At 46.3% G+C, this 23,343-nt stretch carries 17 protein-coding genes; 7 read left to right on the forward strand and 10 right to left on the reverse strand.

Annotated features, from left to right (window positions below):
• Nucleotides 1-142 precede the first annotated feature (142 nt).
• Entirely contained in the window at nucleotides 143-1,609 is a 1,467-nt protein-coding gene (locus OCV52_RS14440) for a dihydrolipoyl dehydrogenase (protein ID WP_137406906.1), read from the forward strand.
• Nucleotides 1,610-1,980: 371 nt separating this feature from the next.
• On the opposite strand, the gene OCV52_RS14445 is transcribed toward OCV52_RS14440, so the two are convergent.
• Entirely contained in the window at nucleotides 1,981-2,328 is a 348-nt protein-coding gene (locus tag OCV52_RS14445; RefSeq protein WP_004737155.1) for a RidA family protein, read from the reverse strand.
• Between the two features lie 87 nt (nucleotides 2,329-2,415).
• On the opposite strand from OCV52_RS14445, the gene OCV52_RS14450 reads away from it, so the two are divergent.
• Nucleotides 2,416-2,664 carry a DUF3624 domain-containing protein gene (locus OCV52_RS14450; RefSeq protein WP_004737154.1) on the forward strand — a complete coding sequence of 83 codons (249 nt, stop codon included), beginning with the start codon at nucleotides 2,416-2,418 and terminating at the stop codon, nucleotides 2,662-2,664.
• Nucleotides 2,665-2,883: 219 nt separating this feature from the next.
• Here OCV52_RS14450 and argH read toward each other — a convergent pair whose 3' ends face one another.
• The 4 genes from argH to argC all read right to left on the reverse strand — a co-directional run bounded on the left by argH (nucleotide 2,884) and on the right by argC (nucleotide 8,236).
• A complete protein-coding gene (gene argH / locus OCV52_RS14455) occupies nucleotides 2,884-4,758 on the reverse strand; it encodes an argininosuccinate lyase (protein WP_004737153.1) in 1,875 nt (624 codons plus the stop codon).
• Nucleotides 4,759-5,105: 347 nt separating this feature from the next.
• Nucleotides 5,106-6,317: an argininosuccinate synthase gene (locus OCV52_RS14460; RefSeq protein WP_063522850.1), complete on the reverse strand. Its 1,212-nt coding sequence runs from the start codon at nucleotides 6,315-6,317 to the stop codon at nucleotides 5,106-5,108.
• Between the two features lie 113 nt (nucleotides 6,318-6,430).
• Nucleotides 6,431-7,219 carry an acetylglutamate kinase gene (argB, locus tag OCV52_RS14465; protein WP_008219686.1) on the reverse strand — a complete coding sequence of 263 codons (789 nt, stop codon included), beginning with the start codon at nucleotides 7,217-7,219 and terminating at the stop codon, nucleotides 6,431-6,433.
• Between the two features lie 12 nt (nucleotides 7,220-7,231).
• On the reverse strand, nucleotides 7,232-8,236 hold the full coding sequence (argC, locus tag OCV52_RS14470; protein ID WP_008219684.1) for an N-acetyl-gamma-glutamyl-phosphate reductase: 1,005 nt from the start codon (nucleotides 8,234-8,236) through the stop codon (nucleotides 7,232-7,234).
• Nucleotides 8,237-8,390: 154 nt separating this feature from the next.
• Here argC and argE point away from each other — a divergent pair, with 154 nt between their 5' ends.
• From argE to OCV52_RS14485, 3 genes are all read left to right on the forward strand, one after another.
• Entirely contained in the window at nucleotides 8,391-9,527 is a 1,137-nt protein-coding gene (gene argE / locus OCV52_RS14475; protein WP_137406907.1) for an acetylornithine deacetylase, read from the forward strand.
• Between the two features lie 251 nt (nucleotides 9,528-9,778).
• A complete protein-coding gene (gene ppc, locus OCV52_RS14480) occupies nucleotides 9,779-12,415 on the forward strand; it encodes a phosphoenolpyruvate carboxylase (RefSeq protein WP_171731011.1) in 2,637 nt (878 codons plus the stop codon).
• A gap of 349 nt (nucleotides 12,416-12,764) precedes the next feature.
• Nucleotides 12,765-13,304 carry a PadR family transcriptional regulator gene (locus tag OCV52_RS14485; protein WP_008219678.1) on the forward strand — a complete coding sequence of 180 codons (540 nt, stop codon included), beginning with the start codon at nucleotides 12,765-12,767 and terminating at the stop codon, nucleotides 13,302-13,304.
• Nucleotides 13,305-13,434: 130 nt separating this feature from the next.
• On the opposite strand, the gene metF is transcribed toward OCV52_RS14485, so the two are convergent.
• The 3 genes from metF to OCV52_RS14500 form a co-directional block, all read right to left on the reverse strand.
• On the reverse strand, nucleotides 13,435-14,334 hold the full coding sequence (gene metF / locus OCV52_RS14490; protein WP_004737146.1) for a methylenetetrahydrofolate reductase: 900 nt from the start codon (nucleotides 14,332-14,334) through the stop codon (nucleotides 13,435-13,437).
• Between the two features lie 276 nt (nucleotides 14,335-14,610).
• Complete coding sequence (locus tag OCV52_RS14495) at nucleotides 14,611-17,022, reverse strand: bifunctional aspartate kinase/homoserine dehydrogenase II (RefSeq protein WP_137406908.1); 2,412 nt, start codon at nucleotides 17,020-17,022, stop codon at nucleotides 14,611-14,613.
• A gap of 2 nt (nucleotides 17,023-17,024) precedes the next feature.
• Complete coding sequence (locus OCV52_RS14500) at nucleotides 17,025-18,206, reverse strand: O-succinylhomoserine (thiol)-lyase (protein ID WP_137406909.1); 1,182 nt, start codon at nucleotides 18,204-18,206, stop codon at nucleotides 17,025-17,027.
• A gap of 207 nt (nucleotides 18,207-18,413) precedes the next feature.
• Between OCV52_RS14500 and metJ the strand changes: the two genes are divergently transcribed.
• The gene (metJ, locus tag OCV52_RS14505) at nucleotides 18,414-18,734 is read left to right on the forward strand and encodes a met regulon transcriptional regulator MetJ (protein ID WP_004415993.1); all 321 of its coding nucleotides are present in this window, start codon (nucleotides 18,414-18,416) and stop codon (nucleotides 18,732-18,734) included.
• A gap of 196 nt (nucleotides 18,735-18,930) precedes the next feature.
• Here metJ and OCV52_RS14510 read toward each other — a convergent pair whose 3' ends face one another.
• Together OCV52_RS14510 and rpmE are read right to left on the reverse strand one after the other, a co-directional pair.
• Nucleotides 18,931-20,220: a malic enzyme-like NAD(P)-binding protein gene (locus OCV52_RS14510; RefSeq protein ID WP_137406910.1), complete on the reverse strand. Its 1,290-nt coding sequence runs from the start codon at nucleotides 20,218-20,220 to the stop codon at nucleotides 18,931-18,933.
• A gap of 333 nt (nucleotides 20,221-20,553) precedes the next feature.
• Nucleotides 20,554-20,772 carry a 50S ribosomal protein L31 gene (rpmE, locus tag OCV52_RS14515; protein WP_004737142.1) on the reverse strand — a complete coding sequence of 73 codons (219 nt, stop codon included), beginning with the start codon at nucleotides 20,770-20,772 and terminating at the stop codon, nucleotides 20,554-20,556.
• A 330-nt stretch (nucleotides 20,773-21,102) separates the two neighbouring features.
• On the opposite strand from rpmE, the gene priA reads away from it, so the two are divergent.
• Entirely contained in the window at nucleotides 21,103-23,304 is a 2,202-nt protein-coding gene (priA, locus tag OCV52_RS14520; protein WP_137406911.1) for a primosomal protein N', read from the forward strand.
• Nucleotides 23,305-23,343: the final 39 nt, after the last annotated feature.

Consider the following 23,343-nt stretch of genomic DNA (forward strand, 5'->3'; position numbering starts at 1 on the left):
GTGGCTCGCATTAACCACGGTCACAAGCTAAACCTAATAAAACAGAACCACAAAACTGACCCGCTATCCTGACTCACTAAAAACATCACATGAGTTGGAGGGGTTCGTTCAAACTAAATTTAGCCATTGCGAGAAAATTATTATGAAACAAGTCAATGTAGATGTAGCAGTTATCGGGGGCGGTACGGCAGGTCTAGGATCATACCGCGCTGCAAAAGCACACACTGACAGTGTCGTGATGATTGAAGGCGGCCCTTACGGTACAACCTGTGCTCGTGTTGGTTGTATGCCATCTAAACTGCTTATTGCAGCTGCGGAGAGCGTACACCAAATCGAGAAAGCTCCGGCTTTTGGCGTTCACCCACAAGGCGATATCGTAATTAACGGTCGTGAAGTCATGGACCGAGTGAAGTTTGAACGTGACCGTTTTGTTGGTTTTGTTTTAGAAGGCGTCGATGAGATCCCAGAGCAAGATAAAATCTCTGGCTACGCAAAATTCTTAGACGACAACACACTTCAAGTTGATGACCACACGGTGATCACGGCAAAGCGTATTGTTATCGCAACCGGCTCTCGCCCTGCATACCCTGCTGTTTGGAATGAACTTGGCGACCGCCTAATCATTAACGATGACGTGTTCAGCTGGGATGATTTACCAGAATCAGTTGCCGTATTTGGCCCAGGTGTAATTGGTCTAGAGCTTGGTCAGTCGCTACACCGCTTAGGTGTGAAGACCAAACTGTTCGGTTTGGGTGGTCAAGTTGGCCCAGTAACTGACCCAGAGATAATGGCTTACGCAGATAAAGCCTTCAATGAAGAGTTCTACCTCGATGCCGACGTGAAAATCGAAAGCATGAAGCGTATTACCACTGAATCGGGTGAGCCGCGTGTCGAAATTCAGTTCATCAATAAGCAAGGTGAGCTAGAAACCAACATCGTTGAATACGTATTGGCAGCAACAGGTCGTCGTCCTAACACGGATAAACTTGGTTTAGAGAATACCTCTCTAGAGCTTGATGAGCGCGGTGTGCCAGTTGCAGACCTTTACACACTGCAAACATCGTTACCATCAATCTTTATTGCAGGTGACGCTAGCAACCAACTGCCCCTGCTACATGAAGCGGCAGACCAAGCGCGCATTGCCGGTGACAACGCAGGTCGCTTCCCTGAGATTCGTGCAGGCCTACGCCGCTCTAAAATCTCAGCGGTTTTCTCTGACCCGCAAATCGCGATGGTTGGTGAAACTTACAAAGAGATCACCACACGCTTAGGTACATGTGGTTGTTTCGCAACAGGTGAAGTGTCTTTCGAGAACCAAGGCCGCTCACGAGTAATGCTACGCAACAAAGGCATTCTGCACGTTTACGGCGAGCAAGGTACTGGTCGCTTCCTTGGTGCTGAAATGATGGGACCAAATGCAGAACACTTGGCGCACTTGTTAGCATGGGCACACCAAAACAAGATGACGGTTTCTGAAATGCTAGATATGCCGTTCTATCACCCAGTAATCGAAGAAGGTGTACGAACTGCGCTACGTGACCTCAACGCGAAACTGCACTTAGGTCCAGAGATGGTGAAACACTGTCTAGACTGTGGTCCAGGTTGTTAATCTCGGTCGATTGAGACAAAACGCATAGATTAAATACTAAAAAGGAAAGCCATTGGCTTTCCTTTTTGTTTTTTGGCAACGAGCAAATAACAGATTCCCGATTACGCTCCTTCGTCCCTATAGGGAATGACGTGGATTTAGTTAAGCAACTAAGCCAAAACTTAATACGTCATTCCAGAACTGAGGGACGAAGTATCTGGAATCTCTTGTCACACATAAATAGAAACTCCGACCACACTCCTTCGTCACTATGGGGAATGACGTTGATTTAATTAAGCAACTAAGCCTAAACTTAAACCGTCATTCCAGAACTGAGGGACGAAGTATCTGGAATCTCTAAAAACCTTTACTTATCGCTAAATGCGAGAAAATTACTTCTCAGCTGCAATCACAGAGATCTCAACAAGTAGTGCTTCACGAGCCATGTCGCCAGTCACACATGCGCGAGCAGGAGCGTGACCTTCTGGAACCCATGCATCCCATACTGCGTTCATTTCCTGGAAGTCTTTCATGTCTTTCAAGTAAATCGTTGCTGACAGCATGTGCTCTTTATCACTGCCAGCTTGCTCAAGTAACGCTTCTACTTTATCTAGCATCGTCTGTGTTTGTTCTGTAATGCCTTTTGTTGCATCCGCACAAACTTGGCCACATAGGTAGATAGTACCGTTGTGTTTAACAATACGGCTCATGCGTTGCTTGGTTTCTTGGCGCTCAATCATCGATCTTCTCTCTCTATGTCACCGTGATCCAATATCTTGTGACGTGTTATTATCAGGGCAATAAGCATAACGCGAATCAAGCCCAAGATGACATGTCTTCATTGCAATAAAAATGAAAAAATCTTCAACAAACTCGGTCGTTGCCAACGTTGTATGAATCAACTCACGGTGTTGTCGATATTGAGTTGGGGAGTATGGTGGCTGTTTTTCAGGGAAGACCCAAAAACCATCAACGCCATCGCTTTGATGATGGCAGCGTTCGCATTCAGTGGTTTATTGTCGCTGCATTGGATAATGAAGCTTTTGGTACTACCTTTGAGAAGCAAAAAACGTTAGCTAAGGTATTTGTAGGACAGGCGATCATCTCACTTATCGAGATATCACCTTTCGCCAAACGGCAGATAGAAAAAAGCCCCAAAACCAATCGGTTTTGGGGCTTTCTTAGAAAATTCTAAGAAAAAGCAGTGGTACTTTAATAGACCGGGCTTTTCTTAGTTTGTTCCCCAAAAAGATCAGATTTTTGATCTTTTTTTTAGGGCCCATAAAATCAAGGTGTTATGCAACATTAACCTTAGCAATTATCTGCTCGACTAAGTTCACTTCCAACGCGACTTCATCACATGCATGTTGGCGAGGACACTGGTCACAATCTTTCAGTACCTTCTCAGGCAGCAGAGATTTCGATGTTGGTAAGAAGTCATGCTTCATAAAGAACTCAGGTGTACGGGTCAGCACAAACACTTTCTTAATCGCCATTTGTCGTGCTTTCTCAACCAAGTGCTGAACAATCGCTGTGCCCTGACCTTGACCTTGCCAGCCAGCTTCGACACCCAGTGAACGAATTTCCGCTAAACCAGAGTCATAGACATAGAGCGATGCACAACCGGTCACTTCACCATGATGTTCTGCGACGGCGAATGAGCCAATATCACGCACCAGTTCATTACGAGAGCGAGGCAGGTTTTCACCCATATTCGCCCAGTAAGCGACCATGCCTTCCAACGCTTCAATATCAGTCAAACGAGCAGGACGAACCTTAACGATAGAGGTATCACGCTGCGCCAAACGCTTCTCAGCTTGGTCAACCGCGTAAGCCACTTGCTTCGGTGATACACCACCTAGCGCACTACGTTTCTCAAGACACGATTCAATGGTCAGGATGTCGTACACATCCTCTTCTATCACCTCAGAGAACTCTTTCATCTCTGCGATGGTTAATTCTTCTAGAGCGCAGCCTTTCGCAATCGCCGCGACGACGGTTACACCAACAATATGGTGAGCTTCACGGAAAGGAATGCCTTTCGCTACTAGGTAATCAGCCAGTTCCGTAGAGTTTGCATAACCTTGCTTCGCCGCTTCAAGTGTACGCTCACCGTTCACTTTGATGCCGTCAAAACACAGCGCCGCCATTTCCATACAGTCATTCCAAGTGTCTAAAGCGTCGAACAGACCTTCTTTATCTTCTTGCATGTCTTTGTTGTAAGCCAAAGGCAGTGCTTTTACTGTCATCATCATGCCAGCAAGTGAACCGTATACACGGCCTGTTTTACCACGGATAAGCTCTAGTGCATCTGGGTTTTTCTTTTGTGGCATCAGAGATGAACCTGATGTCACAGTATCCGCTAACTCGATGAAGTTTGATTCACCTGAGTTGTAGAAAATCATATCTTCCGCAAGACGCGAAAGGTGAAGCATAGAGATAGAAGCGATCGACATCAGCTCCATCACATGGTCACGGTCAGATACTGAATCTAGAGAGTTACGCGTTGCACGACGGAAACCTAAGTTGTGAGCTAACTCTTCACGGTCCATCGGGTAAGCGGTTCCCGCAAGGGCACCAGAACCCAGAGGACATGTATCTAGACGCTTAATCGCATCATTCAAACGCGAGTAATCACGCTCAAACATTTCAACGTAAGCCAAACACCAGTGAGCAAACGTTACTGGCTGAGCACGTTGTAAGTGAGTGTAGCCAGGAAGCACAGTACCTTGATGCTGAGAAGCAACATTAACCATCTGACTCTGCAGACGATCAAGCGCTAGCAGCAGTTGGTTACCTTGCTGACGACACCATAGTTTCAGGTCTGTCGCCACTTGGTCATTACGAGAACGGCCAGTGTGAAGCTTTTTACCCAAATCACCGACTTTGCCGATAAGTTGTTGCTCAACCCAGCTGTGAATGTCTTCTGCATCAGAACGTAGAATCTGTTCAGGATCTTCCATCACCTCAAGTTTTAGCTCATTCAGCGCTAACTCAAGCTTCTGTTGCTCTTCTTCGGTTAATACGTTGACCGACAGTAGAGCTTTAGACCAGGCAATTGAGCCCACAATGTCTTGTTCAGCCAATCGGTAATCAAAACGAAGAGAATCGTTAAAATCTTTAAACCGCGTGTCTGCTGCTTGGGTAAATCTACCGCCCCATAATGCCATTGTGTATCTCCTAATTGCACAGTGCTCACTGTTTTTGCAAATGATAATTCTGATTAAGATTCAGTATTTTTCTGATGGTTTAAACTTACGGCAATTCAAAATTAAAATAAAGTATTAATTCATTTTTTTCACATATTTATTCACCAAAGGATTCATCCATTGATTCTTTACAGCGTAGAGCGCGAATTATATGCCATCCCATAGTAAAAACCGAAGCTGATTTATTAGGCGATTAGAAAGTAAAAAGCCCACTCACTAATCAATAGTGAGTGGGCTTTGCATAATCATGTCTGTTTGCCGACCTACAATATTTCAGTGAAGGCTAGCTCACTAACTCATTGTTAACATTACTTTTGGCTATTCAGAGCACGGATACGGCTTGATAGCGAGTAAAGACGGATGAAGCCTTCAGCATGACTTTGGTCGTAAACTTCATCTTCACCAAAGGTTGCAAACTCTTCTGAGTATAGGCTGTTGTCAGAACGCTTCTGAGTTACCGTTGCGTGGCCTTTGTAAAGCTTAACAACTACCTCACCGTTAACGTCTTGCGCTAGCTCTTCTGTCGCAGCAAGAATTGACTTACATAGTGGAGTGAACCAACGACCATCGTATACAAGGTGAGAAGCTTTAACGCCTAGCTCTTCACGGAATTCAAATGCTGCTTTATCAAGAACCAATTGCTCTACTGCACGCAGTGCTTCCATCATGATGGTGCCACCCGGAGTTTCGTAACAACCACGCGACTTCATACCAACAAGACGGTTCTCTACGATATCGATACGACCAACACCGTGCTTAGCACCCTTCTCGTTCAGGTAAACCAGTGCGTTGTATGGTGTCATTGTTTCACCGTCAACGGCAACCACTTCGCCTTTTTCAACTTTAAGCGTCACTGTTTCAGATTCGTTTGGCGCTTGCTCTGGGTCTACAGTCCAAGCCCAGCAATCTTCGTTTGGCGCGTTCCATGTATCTTCAAGTACGCCACCTTCTGTTGAGATGTGCCATGCGTTTGCGTCACGAGAGTAGATCTTAGTCAGAGAAGCAGTACAAGGAATGTTACGCTCAGCTAGGTAATCCAGACATTCTTCACGGCTCACTAGATCCCACTCACGCCATGGTGCAATTACGTGTAGGTCTGGTGCTAGTGCAGCGAACGCACCTTCAAAACGAACTTGGTCATTACCTTTACCCGTACAACCGTGACACAGTGCATCTGCACCTACTTTACGCGCAACTTCAACCTGTGCTTTAGCAATGATTGGACGAGCCATTGAAGTACCTAGTAGGTATTTACCTTCGTAGTAAGCACCAGTTTTTAGCGTTGGGAAGATGTAATCAGCAACCATCTCTTCTTTAAGGTCAGCGATGTAACACTCAGAAGCACCTGAAGCTTTTGCTTTTTCTTCAATACCTTCTAGCTCTTCAGCACCTTGGCCAACATCCGCGACAAACGCCACTACTTCACAGTCATAGTTCTCTTTCAACCATGGAATGATTACTGATGTGTCTAGACCGCCAGAGTAGGCTACTACAACTTTCTTTACGTTAACTTTGCTCATTTTCTTTCTCCTAGTTTCCATACTGCACATGGCGGTCAGCGTTGGAAATGACTTCATAATTATATGTTTATTTAATTTGTCTAAATTCTTTAAGTAGTGACTCGCAGTGAGACCTACTGAGGTAAAAACTGTGTTCCTATGCTTTTACCTGAAAACAGTTGTGTTAGCTTTTCTGGGTATCGCCACGTCGCGACTTCGATTGGTCGACCAAGGTCGTTAGCAGCTTCTAGTGCGGCTTGAACCTTCACGATCATGCCATCAGTAATCACTTTCCCTTCGATAAGGTCATCAGCTTGCTGCTGGTTAAGGCTTGGAATTAGGTGACCCTTGCCATCTAGTACGCCACTTACATCAGAAAGCAGTACCAGCTCAGCATCAAGTGCACCAGCAACAGCAACCGCAGCTTGGTCAGCATTCACATTCATCAGTTGCCCTTGCTCAGTTAGACCAATTGAACTGATGATTGGCAGTGCGCCCGCATTCAGAATGGCTTGTAGAACGGTTGAATCACCTGGTTCAGCTTTGCCAACTGCGCCCAATTCAGGGTTCAATTCGCTCACTTTGCATAAACCACCATCAGCTAGGCTCAAACCAACAGCATTAATACCGTCTTTAATCGCCTGACCTTGCAGTAATTTGTTCGCCGTGCCCGCTAGCGCGCCAGCAATAACAGGAATCTGATCATAAGGAGTAACGCGCAGACCTTCTTTCTTAACAGTCTCAAGGTTCAACTTATTCATTAAATCATCGACAAGGTAACCACCGCCGTGAACAATCACGATTGGTCGTTGTGCTTGTTGTTGGTAAGCAGAGATCGCACCAAATAACTTGCTAAGTGTTTCACCACAAGATAGCGCAGCGCCACCTAGCTTTATGATTAATGGTTGATTATTAAGGCTCATATCTAGATTTCCTTACACTAACGCAGTTAATGGCGCAAAACCATAACGTAAATTTAAACACTGCATCGCTTGGCTAGATGCACCCTTTAATAAGTTATCAATCGCTGAAACAACGATGATGTGTTGACCTTGAACCTTCCAACCTAAATCGCAGAAAGGTGTCTGTTCTACATCTTGAATTCTTGGCAATGTCTCTTCGAGTAACCTTACGGCTGGCTTGCCTTGGTAAGCTTGTTCAAAGGCATCTTGTACCTGTTGTTCTGTCACGCCCTGAGCCAGCTTCATAGTAATGGTCGCTAAAATGCCGCGCTTAAAGTTGCCTAGGTGCGGAGTGAAAATCACATCACATCCTAAATGTGCTGCCATTTCAGGTTGATGACGGTGGTTAAATACACCATAAGCTTGCAGGCTCACTTCGCAGAAGCTGTTGACCATGGTCGCCTTGCGCCCTGCCCCACTAACGCCGCTGGTCGCGTTAATCACAGGCCATTGATTCTCGTCCAGTAACTTAGCTTCAACTAAAGGCTTAATCGCCAGTTGTGATGCCGTTGGGTAACAACCTGCGACTGCAACAAGCTGAGCTTCTTTAATCTCTTGCTCATTCCATTCCGCTAAACCGTAAGCCGCTTTATCTAGCCACTGTTCATGTTGGTGTTCAAAGCCGTAAAACTCTTGGTAGAAGTTTTCGCCTTTAACTCTAAAAGCACCTGATAGGTCGAATACTTGGCAATCATTCTCTAGAAAGATAGGAGCCAGGTCATGACTCACTTCATGTGCTGTCGCTAGGAAAATCACATCAGACTGCTTTGCCACTTCTTCTGGATTCGTTAATGGCTGTACTGGCATATCAATCAAGCCCGCTAACTTACCGTGCAGTGCTGCAATAGGTTTACCTGCGTCTACACTATTGGCTGAGACATACAAACCTGATAGCGTGAGCTCAGGGTGTCTGTTTATCATTAGAGCCAGTTCTGCTCCTGTGTAGCCGCTTGCGCCAATGATCGTGGTTTTCAACATCTCAACACATCCATTTCTGAAGTAAGTTACATTTCAAAATTTGACTATTCATACTTAATTTTTGGCTTTATTTGATTTCTTATGCATTAAATATGATTTAATATGTGTTTTACCGACTTATAGTTTTCCTGTCAATAGTAGAAGTGAAGATATTATGCAATTACCGAGTTTCCTTGAGGTCTATAAAGGCCTAATTTCCACCGACTCTATTAGTTCTACGGATCCAAGCTGGGATCATGGCAACGAGAAAGTGATCGAAAAAATGGCTCAATGGTTTAAAGATCTGGGCTTTAGCGTAGAAGTCGTGGAAGTTGAGCCTGGCAAGCATAATATGATCGCAAAAATGGGCTCAGGCGAAGGCGGCTTATTGCTGGCTGGACATAGTGATACCGTGCCATTTGATGAAGGGCGTTGGAATTTCGACCCTCACGCACTGACAGAACACAACAATCGCTTCTACGGATTAGGTACTGCCGACATGAAAGGCTTTTTCGCCTTTATCTATGAAGCAGTAAGAAAGATGGATTGGAGTAAACAGGCGAAGCCACTTTATGTATTGGCAACCTGTGATGAAGAGACCACCATGCTAGGTGCGCGTCATTTCACTGAAAACGCACCGTTTAAACCGGATTACTGCATCATTGGTGAACCGACCAGCCTAGTACCGATTCGCGGGCACAAAGGTCACGTGGCGAATGCAGTGCGCGTAACCGGTAAATCAGGTCACTCTTCAGATCCAGCATTAGGCGTTAACGCTATCGAAATCATGCATGAAGTGCTGTTTGCTTTGATGCAGCTGCGCGACAAATTAATTAAAGAGTACCACCACCCAGGGTTCGCAATTCCAAGCCCGACACTAAACCTAGGTCATATTCATGGTGGTGACAGCGCTAACCGTATTTGTGGTTGTTGTGAACTGCACTACGACGTGCGCCCTTTACCAAGTATCAGCTTAGACGGTTTAGATAACATGCTGCGCAGCGCACTCAAAGAAGTGGAAGCGAAGTGGCCGGGCAGAATTGAGATTACGCCACTGCACGAACCTATCCCAGGTTACGAGTGTCAGCACGACCACCCATTTATCGGCGGCATGGAATCCGTTTGCGAAACTGAATCACAAACCGTGAATTACTGTACCGAGGCACCTTTCCTCCAAGAACTTTGCCCAACCTTAGTTCTGGGGCCGGGCTCAATCGACCAAGCTCACCAACCGGATGAATTCTTAAGCTTTGATTTTATCGACCCAACGATTGACGTACTGGGTAAATCTATTCGTAAATATTGTTTCTAGTTATTGCCACCCTTGCGATACTTTTTTATAAAAGCTGCCCTAAAAGGTGGCTTTTATTCTGTTATCCCTGCCAAAGCCTGATCTTGTAATTAAATTTCACTTTATTCCGAAGTCTTGGAAAATTTACTTCTCCCGCATTTCGAAAACTAATAATTGCAAACTTAGAATGCTTTATTTGACTAGATACAGCAGTTTTCGCTAGATTGTGTACTTAACAAGGAACAATGGATGTAATTTTTTTACGAGGCAGGATGACAATGAACGAGAAATACGCCGCTCTCAAGAGTAACGTAAGCATGCTGGGACGCTTGCTAGGTAACACAATCCAAGATGCACATGGTGACGTTATCTTAGAGAAAGTGGAAACTATCCGTAAACTTTCCAAATCCGCCCGCGCAGGCAACAAAGCTGACCGTGACAGCCTAGTTGAAGAAATCAAAAACCTGCCGAACGAACAACTCACTCCTGTTGCTCGTGCATTTAACCAATTTCTCAACCTCACCAACATGGCAGAGCAATACCACACCATCTCTCGCCACTGTGAGGAGCATGTTTGCGAACCAGACGTGCTGCAATCTCTATTTTCCAAATTAAACCAAAACGACATCAGCAAGCTAGATGCAGCTCAAGCTGTTCGCGACCTGAACATTGAGCTCGTTTTGACTGCACACCCAACAGAAATCACTCGTCGCACCATGATCAACAAGCTGGTGAAGATCAACGAATGTCTGTCTAAATTAGAATTAAGCGACCTATCACACAAAGAGCGCGTGAAAACCGAACGTCGCCTAGAGCAACTTATCGCTCAAGGTTGGCACTCTGATGTGATTCGTCAGCAACGCCCAACACCACTTGATGAAGCGAAATGGGGCTTTGCGGTTGTAGAAAACTCGCTATGGGAAGCTGTGCCTGATTTCCTGCGTGAAATGGATGGTCGACTAAAAGGCTACCTTGGTGAAGGCCTGCCGATTGATGCACGTCCAGTTCACTTCTCATCTTGGATGGGCGGTGACCGCGATGGTAACCCATTCGTAACGCACACTATTACCAAAGAGGTTCTGCGCCTATCTCGCTGGAAAGCCGCTGACCTTTACCTAGGTGACGTAAACGAGCTGATTACCGAACTGTCGATGACTAAGTGTAATGATGCGGTTCGTGAACTAGCCGGTGATGAGCATGAAGCTTACCGTGCAATCCTGAAGAACCTACGCACTCTACTGAACAACACACTAGAAGTACTAGATGCAAAACTGCATGACACTGAAGTTCCGAAGAAAGAAACACTACAGAACATCGACCAACTTTGGACTCCGCTTTACGCGTGTTACCAATCGCTGCACGAGTGTGGCATGGGCGTAATCGCAGACGGTTCTCTGCTTGATACCTTGCGCCGCCTAAAAGCGTTCGGTGTACATCTAGTTCGTCTCGATGTTCGTCAAGAAAGTACCCGTCACTCAGATGTACTGTCTGAACTGACTCGCTACTTAGGCATTGGTGATTACGACCAATGGAGCGAGCAAGACAAGATTGCTTTCTTAACCAATGAATTAAGCTCTAAGCGCCCGCTGCTTCCTCGCGATTGGGAGCCATCTGAACAGGTTAAAGAGGTTTTAGACACCTGTAAGGTCATTGCTGCTCAACCTCGTGAAGCCTTCGGTGCTTACGTGATTTCTATGGCGCGTACAGCATCAGATGTACTGGCTGTTCACTTGCTACTGCAAGAATGTGGCTGCCCATACCGCATGGACGTGTGTCCACTGTTCGAAACACTGGACGACTTGAACAACTCAGAAGCGGTAATGAAGCAGCTGATGAGTATCGACTTGTACCGTGGCTTCATCCAAAACCACCAAATGGTAATGATCGGCTACTCAGACTCAGCGAAAGATGCGGGCGTAATGTCTGCAGGTTGGGCTCAATACGATGCAATGGATAAGCTAGTTAAGGTTTGTGATGAAGAAGGCATTGAACTGACTCTATTCCACGGTCGTGGCGGTACGGTTGGTCGTGGTGGTGCGCCAGCGCACGCAGCTCTTCTTTCTCAGCCACCTAAGAGCTTGAAAGGCGGTTTACGTGTAACTGAGCAAGGCGAAATGATCCGCTTTAAGCTTGGCTTGCCAGATGTTGCTGTAAACAGCTTCAACCTTTACGCAAGTGCGATTCTAGAAGCGAACCTTCTGCCGCCACCAGAGCCAAAACAAGAGTGGCGCGACCTAATGGAAGTGCTGTCTCAAGTCTCTTGTGAGGCTTACCGTAACGTGGTTCGTGGTGAAGAGAAGTTTGTTCCGTACTTCCGTCAAGCAACACCAGAACTAGAGCTAGGTAAACTGCCTCTAGGTTCTCGCCCAGCTAAACGTAACCCGAACGGTGGTGTAGAAAGCCTACGTGCAATTCCATGGATCTTCTCTTGGAGCCAAAACCGCTTGGTACTTCCTGCATGGTTAGGTGCTGGTGAAGCGATTCAATACTCAGTTGACCAAGGGCATCAAGCGCTACTTGAAGAGATGTGTCGTGAATGGCCATTCTTCTCAACTCGTTTGGGTATGTTGGAAATGGTGTACTCGAAGTGCAACATGGAAATCGCTAAGTACTACGACCAACGTCTTGTTGACGAAGAGCTATTACCGTTAGGTGAATTGCTGCGTGAACAGCTACAAAAAGATATCAAAGCCGTACTAAATGTAGAGAACAACGAGAACCTAATGCAGAGCGACCCTTGGGGGCTTGAGTCGATTCGCCTACGTAACATCTACGTAGAGCCATTGAACATGCTTCAAGCTGAGCTGCTGTACCGTACTCGTAAGTGCGAAACACCACCAGCTGAGTTAGAAGAGGCGCTAATGGTGACTATTGCAGGCATTGCTGCAGGCATGCGAAATACCGGTTAATTAGTGATTTCTACTATAAGATAGACAAAAGGTCGCCTCGTGCGACCTTTTTATTTCAACAAAATGACCATGATGAGTTTTTTATCAGTTTTTTGGGTTATTTTATCCATGTATTCTACTTTATGCTTATTATTTAGATATACTACTGCTCCACTGCGGAAACACTCAATAATCATAATCTGCAGTACTTTGACCAATAAACTGGTCGACCTAGGTGATAAACGGCTTTGTAAGGTGACATAACCAACCCATGAGTTGGTACAACTTAAACATAACCAATATAACGTGCCACTAGAAGCACACTTGATGTTTAAGTATTTGTTTACTGTTTACCATTTGGATTTCAGACATGTCATTACCACACGTAATTTTAACCGTTCTAAGTACACGCGACGCTACTGGTTACGATATCACAAAAGAATTCTCTGCAAGCATCGGTTACTTCTGGAAAGCTAGCCATCAACAAGTTTACCGTGAGCTAAATAAAATGGCTCAGAACGAACAGGTAACTTGCGTGCTTGAACCTCAAGAAGGCAAACCTGATCGTAAAGTTTACTCTATCACCGATGCTGGCCGTAGTGCTCTGGGTGAATGGTTTGAACAGCCGACTGCACACCCAACGGTTCGTGACGAATTCTCAGCTAAGCTAATGGCTTGTGCTGTACAACCTTCTGACGCGTACCGTGTACAACTTTCTGAACTTGTAGAAGAATCTCGCAAATTGGTTTCTCATTACCGTGAAATCGAAGCGGCTTACTACGCAACACCAGCAACGCTAGACAAGCAAGCTCGTCTTGAGCGTCTAACGCTTCGTCGTAACCTACTTATCCGTGAAGCATGGATTGTATGGGCTGAAGAAGTATTGCTTGAACTTGGTGCTATCGCTTAAGCAGAAGCTAGAAGCTAGAAGCTAGAAGCTGATAGAAAAATAAAAGGCTTGAACTCTTAGAGTCCAAGCCTTTTTTGTATCTGTAGGATTTGAATTAAACAGCGATGCTTTACAGGAGCTTAAGCTTTACTTAAAGCGCAGCGACTTGCGGACGAACACCTAACGTGTGGCAAAGTGCGTAAGTCATTTCTGCACGGTTTAGCGTGTAGAAGTGGAAGTCTTTCACACCTTCACGGCTCAGTGTACGAACCATATCAATCGCTTGGCTAGCACCAACAAGCTGACGAGTCGTTGGATCATCGTCCAAGCCTTCAAATTGCTTCGCCATCCAGCCTGGTACTTTTACGTTATTCATCGCAGCAAAGCGAGACGCTTGCTTAAAGTTAGAAACTGGTAAGATACCCGGTACAATCTCAACATCAACGCCAGCCGCTACACAGCGGTCACGAAAACGTAGGTAGCTCTCTACATCAAAGAAGAACTGAGTGATGGCACGGTTTGCACCGGCATCCACTTTACGTTTTAGGTTGATAAGATCTGATTGAGCGCTTTTCGCTTCAGGGTGAACCTCTGGGAATGCCGCCACTGAAATATCAAAGTCGTGACGAGACTTGAGTAGCTCAACGAGGTCAGATGCGTACATCTCAGGCGCTCCGCCACCTGGTGGAATATCACCACGCAGCGCAACGATACTCTCAATGCCATTTGCCCAGTAATCGTCAGCAATTTGAATCAGCTCTTCGCGACTCGCATCAATACACGTTAGGTGCGGCGCAGCAACTAGACCTGTTTGGTTCTTGATTTCTTTAATGATTGAGTGGGTACGGTCACGCTCACCCGAGTTTGCACCGTAGGTCACTGATACAAATTTTGGTTGAAGCGTTTTAAGACGGTGAACAGAATTCCACAGGGTCTCTTCCATCTTTTCACTGCTTGGTGGAAAAAACTCAAATGACACATTGATGTTGTCAGAAAGCTCAGCGATATTCTGATTTAAAGCGTCGATATGACTAGCGTGTGTGTATCCCATCTTACTCTCCCTGTGGCAAAAGCAACCACTAAAATCTCAAATCCTCAAACGACGTTTAGACGTCTATATGTCCACAGGATGTATTGAATACGATTTAATGTCAACAGATCCATTATGAATTTTTTTCAAGTAGATCGTGAGTAAAACTCAAGTCGTTAGATGGGTCGCAAAGCAGAAATAAGGAAGAAAAAAGGCTGAGAAACACATCGTGCTTTCAGCCTTATTTATCTTAGTGAAGAGTATGCTATTTAAGTGCCATAGCAAATGATTTGAGTATTAGAACAGGCTCGACATTCGGTTCAAATCAGACTGAATTGCACCAGCCGTCACTTCACGTCCAGCACCTGGGCCACGAATAACCAATGGGTTATCTTTGTACCATTTACTCTCAATCGCAAAGATATTGTCGCAAGGCAGCAAGTTCGCCAGAGCGTGCTCTTTCGATAACGCTTCAACACCTACGGTTGCTTTGCCGTTCTTCTCTAAACGCGCGACGTAACGTAGTACCTTTTGCTGAGAATGCGCTTTCTCCAAACGCTCAGCCAACTCCTCACTCAGCACAGAAGCTTTGTCAAAGAAGTCATCCACCGATAGGTCTTGCAGCTCTTCAGGGACCAGTGATTCCACTTTTACGTTTTCAGGTTCGATATCTAAGCCCGACTCACGAGCCAGAATCACCAACTTACGCATCACATCTGAACCATCGAGGTCAGCACGAGGGTCTGGTTCTGTCAGGCCTTGTTGCCATGCTAAATCCACCAGCTCGCTGAACGGCACCGTGCCATCAAACTGCTGGAACAACCAAGACAAAGTGCCTGAGAAGATACCCGACAGCGCAATAATATCGTCGCCACTTTCACGTAGGTCACGTACCGTGTGGTTAATTGGTAAGCCCGCACCAACGGTCGCGTTGTACAACCAGTGACGGCTGATCTTAGCAAACGCATCTTGAACCTGATGGTAATACTCGCTTGATGCGGAGCCTGCCACCTTGTTCGCCGAGATCAAGTGAATGCCTTGCTGAGCAATCTGTAGATACTTTTCTGCAAGAGCTTGGCTGGCAGTAACATCCAAAACCACAGCTTCGTCGTAGCCCTGAATAGAGCCTAAACGCTCCAGCCAGTCGTTTCCATTGTTAGCAATCGCTTCGTCATCAAAGCGCTCACCGACAGAGGTTGCATCGATACCTTGGTCGTCGAACCAATAGGTTTGGCTATCAACCACAGCAACCAATTCAAAGTTCATTCCGCGACGCTTTTCGAGCTCAGCCTTTTGCTCAGCAAACAGACTTAACCAGCTTGAACCAATGTTACCCTTACCACACAAGGCAATCGCAACACGCTTCTGCGCTTGGAATAGTTGAGAGTGAATGCCCTTCACTAGGCTCGATGTTTCACTCTTACGAATCACTGCCACTAAACTCAGACCAGAGTTCGCTTCAGAGATAAACTCAACCGATGAACTCTTTAGCTGCTGATAAAAACCGTAGCAGTGGTTAGGGTTCTTCGTTACGCCCGCACCTACAGCAGCAATAAGAGAGAAGCCCTCTTTCAGCTTAATCTCAGCTTCAATCGCGTGATCTTGTAGGTACTCTAGAGCGCCACCAGCGATCTCTTCTGTATACGCGAGACGCAAGCAGTGTTGATCCGGTTCTAGCTCATAAGCCAGCGGCTCTAGTTGAGCACGCTTAAGCCCTTCAAGCACCTCACTTTCTAGACGGTCGAAATCGTGCCCGTGACCAAACGTCAGTTGCACAATCAGCACTTCATCCAGAGAGGTAATGATTTTTGCACCACGACCCGATGCCAATACACGCTCTATCTGTGTAGAGCCCGCCTCTGGCTGATAGCTGCAACGCAAGCTCAGATCCATCGCACTTTGCGCGACTGGCTGTAGTGTGCGGCTATGAAGCACAGGTGCGGCAAGACGAGCGAGTTCACTCGCTTCATCAAGACGAAGTAGAGGCAGTAAACACGCATCCGACACCAAGCGAGGGTCAGCACTGTATACGCCTGCTACATCACTCCAAATCGTTACGCGATCCACTTCAGCTAAAGCGCCAATCACGGTTGCTGAATAGTCTGAACCATTGCGACCAAGTAATACGGTTTCACCTTCAGTATTTTGCGCCATAAAGCCGGTAATCACCACACGACAATGGGCATGTTGCGCTAACGCTTCTTTAATCAGAGGATAAGAACGAGCACGCTCCACTTCAGGCTGAGCGCCCACTTCTGCACGTAAGAAAGCACGAGCATCTTGTGCGACAGCTTGTAAATCATGTTGGCACAACAAAGCAGCTAACAGACGTGAAGACCAAACTTCACCGTGACCTAGGACTTGCGCTTTTTGTGCTTCGCTTAGAGGAGCCGTTAGCTCGCCCAAAGCGGTAAATTCTTGTTGGATAGTCGCCGTAAGTTGCTCTGCAGGCTCACCTTCAAGCAGTGCTTCAATCAGTTCAAGCTGGAACTGACGAAGGGTTTGTAGGCACTCATGAGCAATACGCCCATCTTTATCAAGCGCTTCTACAAACTCAATCAAACGGTTAGTGGTTTTGCCTGCTGCCGAAACAACCACTAAGTCTGTTGCTGATGAATACTCTCTAAGAATGTTGACCACGCGTAAGTAACACTCAGGGTCTGCTAAACTGCTACCACCAAATTTATGTAGCTGGCGAAAGGCTGCCATTGTTACCCCTCCCCTTCAGCGATAAAGCCTTGTGTTTTTTCAAACGCTTGCTTGAGGTCATCAATCAAATCTTCAGCATCTTCAAGGCCAACAGAAAGACGCAGCAACTGTTGAGAAACGCCCGCTTCTGCCAGTGCTTCTTCACCCATCGCACGGTGCGTCATCGACGCAGGGTGACAAATCAAGCTTTCAACACCGCCCAGCGACTCCGCCAAAGAGAACAGCTCTAACTTATCGACAAAGAACTTAAGCGCCTCGAATGAGCCCGCAAACTCAAAACTCAGCATTGAACCAAAGCCAGACTGCTGCTTCTTCGCGATATCATGACCTGGGTGTTCAGGAAGGCTTGGGTGGTAAATTGTACCAACGAGATCTTGCTGCTGCAGAGACGCCAGAATTTCACGTGAACTCTCTTCGTGAACTCGCATACGAGCACCTAACGTACGAATGCCACGTAGCGTCATGTAGCTATCAAATGGTGTGCCGGTCGCACCAATACAGTTACCCCACCATGCTAGCTCTTCAGCGTGCTCTTCTGTTTTAGTGATCACCACACCACCAATCACATCTGAATGTCCGTTGATGTATTTAGTCGTTGAGTGGATAACAAAATCCGCACCCAGCTCTAAAGGCTTTTGGAACACTGGTGTCAAAAATGTATTGTCGACAGCAACCAGAGCACCAACCTCTTTCGCTTTACGGCAAGTTTCTGCAATATCAACTACACGAACTAAAGGATTCGATGGTGTTTCAATTAAGATCAACTTTGGCTTAAGCGCGATCGCCGCATCCAGTGCCGCTTGATCCGATTGATCAACAAACAGAACTTTGAAGTCACCTTTTAGTGAGCGAGTGTTAAACAAACGGTAAGTACCACCATAGCAGTCGTGTGGTGCGACAATCAGATCATCACTGCCTAAGAAAGCAGAAACCCATAAGTTAAGTGCAGAAGTACCGCAGTTAGTAACCACTGCACCTTTGCCCGATTCAAGCTCAAACAGTGCCGTTTCTAATAAACCGCGGTTTGGGTTACCTGAACGGGTGTAATCGTACTTTGGCACTTCACCAAAAGCGGGAAACCCATAGTTAGTCGAAAGATAAATAGGTGGGACAACGGCATGGTGTTGCGTGTCTGACTCGATACCAGTACGTACTGCGATTGTTGCTGGCTTCCGGCTGCTCATAGGTGCTTCCTTACAAGTTTGCGTCTGAGAGTCACAGCTGCTTGTCGGCATTTTGCGGCTGTGTTAGATATATGTTATCCACTTTACTTTCATAAACGTGAGACGTCAACACTTCTAGACGTCTATATGTCTTTGCTTATGGCGGTAAATCCCGCTAAAATCACCACTATTAATTTAATCTAACAACTAAAGTGATGAAGGTACGCAATGGCCGACTGGAATGGTGAATACATAAGCCCATATGCTGAGCATGGAAAGAAAAGCGAACAAGTAAAGAAGATTACAGTTTCTATCCCTTTAAAAGTGCTAAAGGTGCTTACTGACGAGCGTACTCGCCGCCAGATCAACAACCTGCGCCATGCAACAAACAGTGAGCTACTGTGTGAAGCTTTTCTACATGCGTACACAGGCCAACCACTGCCAACAGATGAAGACCTTCGTAAAGACCGCCCAGATGATATCCCTGCTGAAGTGAAAAAACTGATGACAGAAATGGGCATCGAGTTCGAAGCGTTTGACGAAGAATAACAATAACTCAGTCACTGCCTTCAATATTGATTCGCTTTAGCTGAATGTTCACATTACTGATTCGTCTTATCAGTGTTCTGTGAATAAGAGACATAAAAAAACCGACTCCAGATGAGTCGGTTTTTTATTATTTGTGCTCTATGGAGCAACCGCTATAACAAGCGACTACTCCATCCAGTCGCTATGCCATATGCTTCTATGCCATGTAGTTAGCAGGCATCTCGATACGCGCAACGCCAGATTCAACGGCCGCTTCTGCTACTGCTTTCGCTACGCGAGGAAGTAAACGTGGGTCCATTGGCTTAGGAATGATGTAACCCTTACCGAACTCAAGTGACGTCTCACCCGCTGCTTTTAATACTTCCGCTGGCACTTCTTCTTTCGCCAGTTCACGAATGGCTTTAACCGCTGCAAGCTTCATTTCGTCATTGATTTCGCTTGCACGCACATCAAGTGCACCACGGAAAATGAATGGGAAACAAAGTACGTTGTTTACTTGGTTAGGGTAATCACTGCGGCCTGTACCCATAATAAGGTCAGAACGAACTTCGTGAGCAAGCTCAGGCTTGATCTCTGGATCTGGGTTTGAACATGCAAACACAACTGGCTTATCAGCCATTAATGTTAGTGCTTCTGCCGGTAGTAGGTTAGGGCCTGATACGCCCAAGAATAGGTCAGCACCTTCGATAACATCTTCAAGCATACGCTTATCTGTGTTGTTTGCGAATAGTTCTTTGTATTCGTTCAGATCATCACGACGAGTGTGGATCACACCCTTACGGTCAAGCATGTAGATCTTCTCACGCTGAGCGCCACACTTAATCAGTAGCTCCATACACGCAACCGCCGCTGCGCCAGCACCTAAACAAACGATCTTACACTCTTCTAGCTTCTTACCTTGAAGCTCGATCGCGTTCAGCATACCTGCTGCTGTTACGATCGCAGTACCGTGTTGGTCATCGTGGAATACTGGTACATCACAACGCTCAATCAGGCGACGTTCAATCTCAAAACAGTCTGGTGCTTTGATGTCTTCTAGGTTGATACCGCCGAATGTATCTGCGATGTTCGCAACTGTATCGACAAACTCATCGATTGTGCGGTGTTTTACTTCAATATCGATAGAATCTAAACCAGCGAAACGCTTAAACAGTAGCGCTTTACCTTCCATTACTGGTTTAGAAGCAATTGGACCAAGGTTACCTAGGCCAAGAATCGCAGTACCGTTAGAGATAACTGCAACCATGTTGCCTTTACCTGTGTACTTATAAACGTTATCAACGTTCTGTGCGATCTCACGAACAGGCTCAGCCACGCCTGGGCTGTATGCAAGTGCTAGGTCTTCTGCAGAGTTTGCAGGCTTCGTCAGCTCAATGGCAATTTTGCCTGGAATTGGGAACTCATGATAATCAAGAGCTTGCTGACGGAATTGTTCTTGAGGTGATAATTCTTGAGAGGATTGATCTTGGCGGCTGTCTTCAGACATAGGTGTAGGTTCCTAGGATATTATTATTAGGGGGATCTTGTTCATGTTAATGGATGTACTTCAAAGTTCCTAGGTGGTAAAGGCCTCTGTCTCATTAAAAAACGAGATTTCACTACTAATAAGACCAGTGAGCAGTTGAAATTACTATCGCTTGTTGAACTTTCGAGCGGATTTGCAGTGATGAGTAATAAGCGAAGAATTACCCTTCAATATAGAGGCAAGCTGCTTGGTGTAGGAGAGAATGAAAGCTTGAGGGGAAAGTCTGTATTTTCTCAAATTTCAGGCAACAAAAAAGGACACCGAAGTGTCCTTTTTATGTCTAAATAGCGAGAATTACTTCTTGCTAGAAAGAGCACCGAAACGCTTGTTGAAGCGATCAACACGGCCGCCTGTATCTACGATACGTTGCTTACCAGTGTAGAACGGGTGACATTTGTCACATACGTCTAGGTGGATTGATTCTTTTGCTAGCGTTGAGTTGAACTCAAAAGTGTTGCCGCAAGAACAAGTAGCAGTAACTGCTTTGTATTCTGGGTGGATTCCAGCTTTCATGGGATAACCTCAAGTAGGCCGTGTCGCTATACGATTCTAAGCCGCACACCACACGTAGTTTAAAAAAGAAATAAAGACACCGCTCATCACTAAAGCGCGACGAAGCCATACCTTTAAGGTGCAGTATAGTAATGAATCTGTGAAGTAGGATCAACTGATTTGATACATTTTTCGCCAATATTGATATTATTTTCTTCATCTATTGAAATTCTTTGGCGGCAGCGACTTTCAGGCACTCACTTCCCCTTGTCAGCCAAACTGTTTCTCGAATTTAACCGCCTTATCCTTTAGACTGTTCGCTCTCGTCAACTCAGATAAAGCCGTCCCTTTATGCGTCCAATGATTGCCCGTGTGGCGCTGCCTGTCCCACTCGACAAGCAGTTCGATTACAAGATTCCAAGCCACCTATTTCCGATTATTGGTGGTCGAGTCTCTGTGCCTTTTGGACGACAAACCTTAACTGGGATTGTCACGGCTCTGGTTAACGAATCAGAATTCGAACTAGACAAACTCAAACCGATTAAAGCGTTGCTAGATAACCAGCCGGTTTGGCCGGACTCTGTCTACTCACTATTAACGTGGTGCAGTCAGTTCTATCAATACCCACTTGGCGAAACCTTTGCCAATGCCCTACCCAGAGCTTTACGCAAAGGCAAAGCGGCAGACTTCGCAACTTTGGTTGAGTGGCAGCTAACGCCGTCAGGCAGAGATCAGTTAATGCAAGGCTTTGGTCGCGCGGTCAAGCAAGCTAAAGTCATGCACATGTTGGAGCACGGTGCCGTTCCTCATCAAGAGTTCATCGACCAAGAGGTAGGCAGCGCTGTTCTCAAAACACTGGGAGAAAAAGGTTGGATTGAATCGGTTGAGAAGAAGCCGAAACGACAGCCATGGCCAGCCGACCTCGAAAACGACCAGGACAAACCTAAGCTCAACGAAGAGCAAGCCATCGCAATTGCAACGGTAAATAGTCAAAACAGCTTTGGTTGCTTCCTGTTAGAAGGTGTCACGGGTTCAGGCAAGACGGAAGTCTACCTAAATATGATTAAGCCGATTCTCGACCAGGGTAAACAAGCGTTAGTGCTGGTACCAGAGATTGGCCTAACACCACAAACCATTAACCGCTTTAAGCGACGCTTTAATGTGCCTGTTGAGGTTGTCCACTCAGGTCTAAACGATTCAGAGCGCCTAAATGCGTGGTTATCGGCTCGCGATAAAATTGCCGGCATTGTGATAGGTACTCGCTCAGCTCTGTTCACGCCGTTTGCCGATTTGGGCATTATTATTGTCGATGAAGAACACGACGCCTCATATAAGCAGCAAGATAGCCTACGCTACCATGCTCGTGATGTGGCGATCATGCGTGCGCACAAAGCGCAGATTCCAGTGGTATTAGGCTCTGCAACCCCAGCTTTCGAAACACTGCACAACGCGCAAATCGGTAAGTACAGCCACCTGACTCTGACCTCACGTGCCGGTGTCGCACTACCCACCACCAATAAAGTGTTGGATGTGAAAGGTGAATACCTAGAAAGTGGCTTGTCTGCATCATTGATCGCCGAGATGCAACGACACCTGAAATCTGGCAACCAAGTGATGCTGTTCCTCAACCGCCGAGGGTTTTCTCCGGCATTGATGTGTCACGATTGTGGTTGGACAGCCGAGTGTAAGCGCTGTGATGCCTACTACACCTATCACCAATACAGCAACGAAATGCGCTGCCACCATTGTGGCTCGCAGCAACATATTGTGCATAACTGCCAAGGCTGTGGTTCAGCAAACTTGGTCACGGTCGGAGTGGGTACCGAACAGTTGGAAGCGCAACTTGGTCAGCTATTCCCAGAATACAAAACCATTCGTATTGACCGTGACAGCACTCGCCGTAAAGGCAGCCTAGAGAGCGCACTCGAATCGATTCGCAAAGGTGAATACCAGATCCTTATCGGCACCCAGATGTTAGCTAAAGGCCACCACTTCCCTGACGTGACACTCGTGGCGTTATTAGATGTCGATGGCTCTTTATACAGCAGTGACTTCCGAGCCTCTGAGCGTCTTGCTCAGTTGTTCATTCAAGTGGCAGGTCGCGCAGGTCGTGCGAGTAAGCCTGGTGAGGTGATCTTACAAACGCACCACCCAGAGCACGGATTACTGCAAGCATTGCTGCACAAAGACTATAACCACTTTGCTCAAACGGCCTTAGCAGAGCGTAAACAAGCGATGTTGCCACCTTACACCTTTATGACGCTATTTAGAGCAGAGGCGAACGACACACGCTTGGTGGAAGAGTTCCTACGTCAGGTTCGTCATACACTGGAATCACACCCACTGTTTGACCAATATTGCATGGTGTTAGGCCCAACCCCTGCGCCACTGGCGAAGCGAGCGGGTAAATCTCGCTGGCAGTTGATTTTGCAAACCCAAACTCGCTCACTTATGCAGAAGCTATTAATGAGTGCGAAGCCGGCAATTAATATGTTACCCGCCGCGAAAAAAGTTCGTTGGTCGCTCGATATAGAGCCGCAAGACTTGAGCTAAACCCCTTCGGGTTAAAACTAATGATAAGTTTGTTCACAA

Source organism: Vibrio chagasii, assembly GCF_024347355.1.
Classification (GTDB): Bacteria; Pseudomonadota; Gammaproteobacteria; order Enterobacterales; family Vibrionaceae; genus Vibrio; species Vibrio chagasii.

Excerpts from the sequence above, each read along its gene's own strand:
- argC (WP_008219684.1), bottom strand. The coding sequence starts at position 8,236 with ATGTTGAAAACCACGATCATTGGCGCAAGCGGCTACACAGGAGCAGAA.
- OCV52_RS14460 (WP_063522850.1), bottom strand. The coding sequence starts at position 6,317 with ATGAGCAAAGTTAACGTAAAGAAAGTTGTAGTAGCCTACTCTGGCGGT.
- priA (WP_137406911.1), top strand. The coding sequence starts at position 21,103 with ATGCGTCCAATGATTGCCCGTGTGGCGCTGCCTGTCCCACTCGACAAG.
- argB (WP_008219686.1), bottom strand. The coding sequence starts at position 7,219 with ATGAGCCTTAATAATCAACCATTAATCATAAAGCTAGGTGGCGCTGCG.
- argE (WP_137406907.1), top strand. The coding sequence starts at position 8,391 with ATGCAATTACCGAGTTTCCTTGAGGTCTATAAAGGCCTAATTTCCACC.
- ppc (WP_171731011.1), top strand. The coding sequence starts at position 9,779 with ATGACAATGAACGAGAAATACGCCGCTCTCAAGAGTAACGTAAGCATG.
- OCV52_RS14450 (WP_004737154.1), top strand. The coding sequence starts at position 2,416 with ATGACATGTCTTCATTGCAATAAAAATGAAAAAATCTTCAACAAACTC.
- OCV52_RS14500 (WP_137406909.1), bottom strand. The coding sequence starts at position 18,206 with ATGAGCAGCCGGAAGCCAGCAACAATCGCAGTACGTACTGGTATCGAG.
- rpmE (WP_004737142.1), bottom strand. The coding sequence starts at position 20,772 with ATGAAAGCTGGAATCCACCCAGAATACAAAGCAGTTACTGCTACTTGT.
- metJ (WP_004415993.1), top strand. The coding sequence starts at position 18,414 with ATGGCCGACTGGAATGGTGAATACATAAGCCCATATGCTGAGCATGGA.
- OCV52_RS14485 (WP_008219678.1), top strand. The coding sequence starts at position 12,765 with ATGTCATTACCACACGTAATTTTAACCGTTCTAAGTACACGCGACGCT.
- argH (WP_004737153.1), bottom strand. The coding sequence starts at position 4,758 with ATGGCATTATGGGGCGGTAGATTTACCCAAGCAGCAGACACGCGGTTT.
- OCV52_RS14510 (WP_137406910.1), bottom strand. The coding sequence starts at position 20,220 with ATGTCTGAAGACAGCCGCCAAGATCAATCCTCTCAAGAATTATCACCT.
- OCV52_RS14495 (WP_137406908.1), bottom strand. The coding sequence starts at position 17,022 with ATGGCAGCCTTTCGCCAGCTACATAAATTTGGTGGTAGCAGTTTAGCA.
- OCV52_RS14445 (WP_004737155.1), bottom strand. The coding sequence starts at position 2,328 with ATGATTGAGCGCCAAGAAACCAAGCAACGCATGAGCCGTATTGTTAAA.
- OCV52_RS14440 (WP_137406906.1), top strand. The coding sequence starts at position 143 with ATGAAACAAGTCAATGTAGATGTAGCAGTTATCGGGGGCGGTACGGCA.
- metF (WP_004737146.1), bottom strand. The coding sequence starts at position 14,334 with ATGGGATACACACACGCTAGTCATATCGACGCTTTAAATCAGAATATC.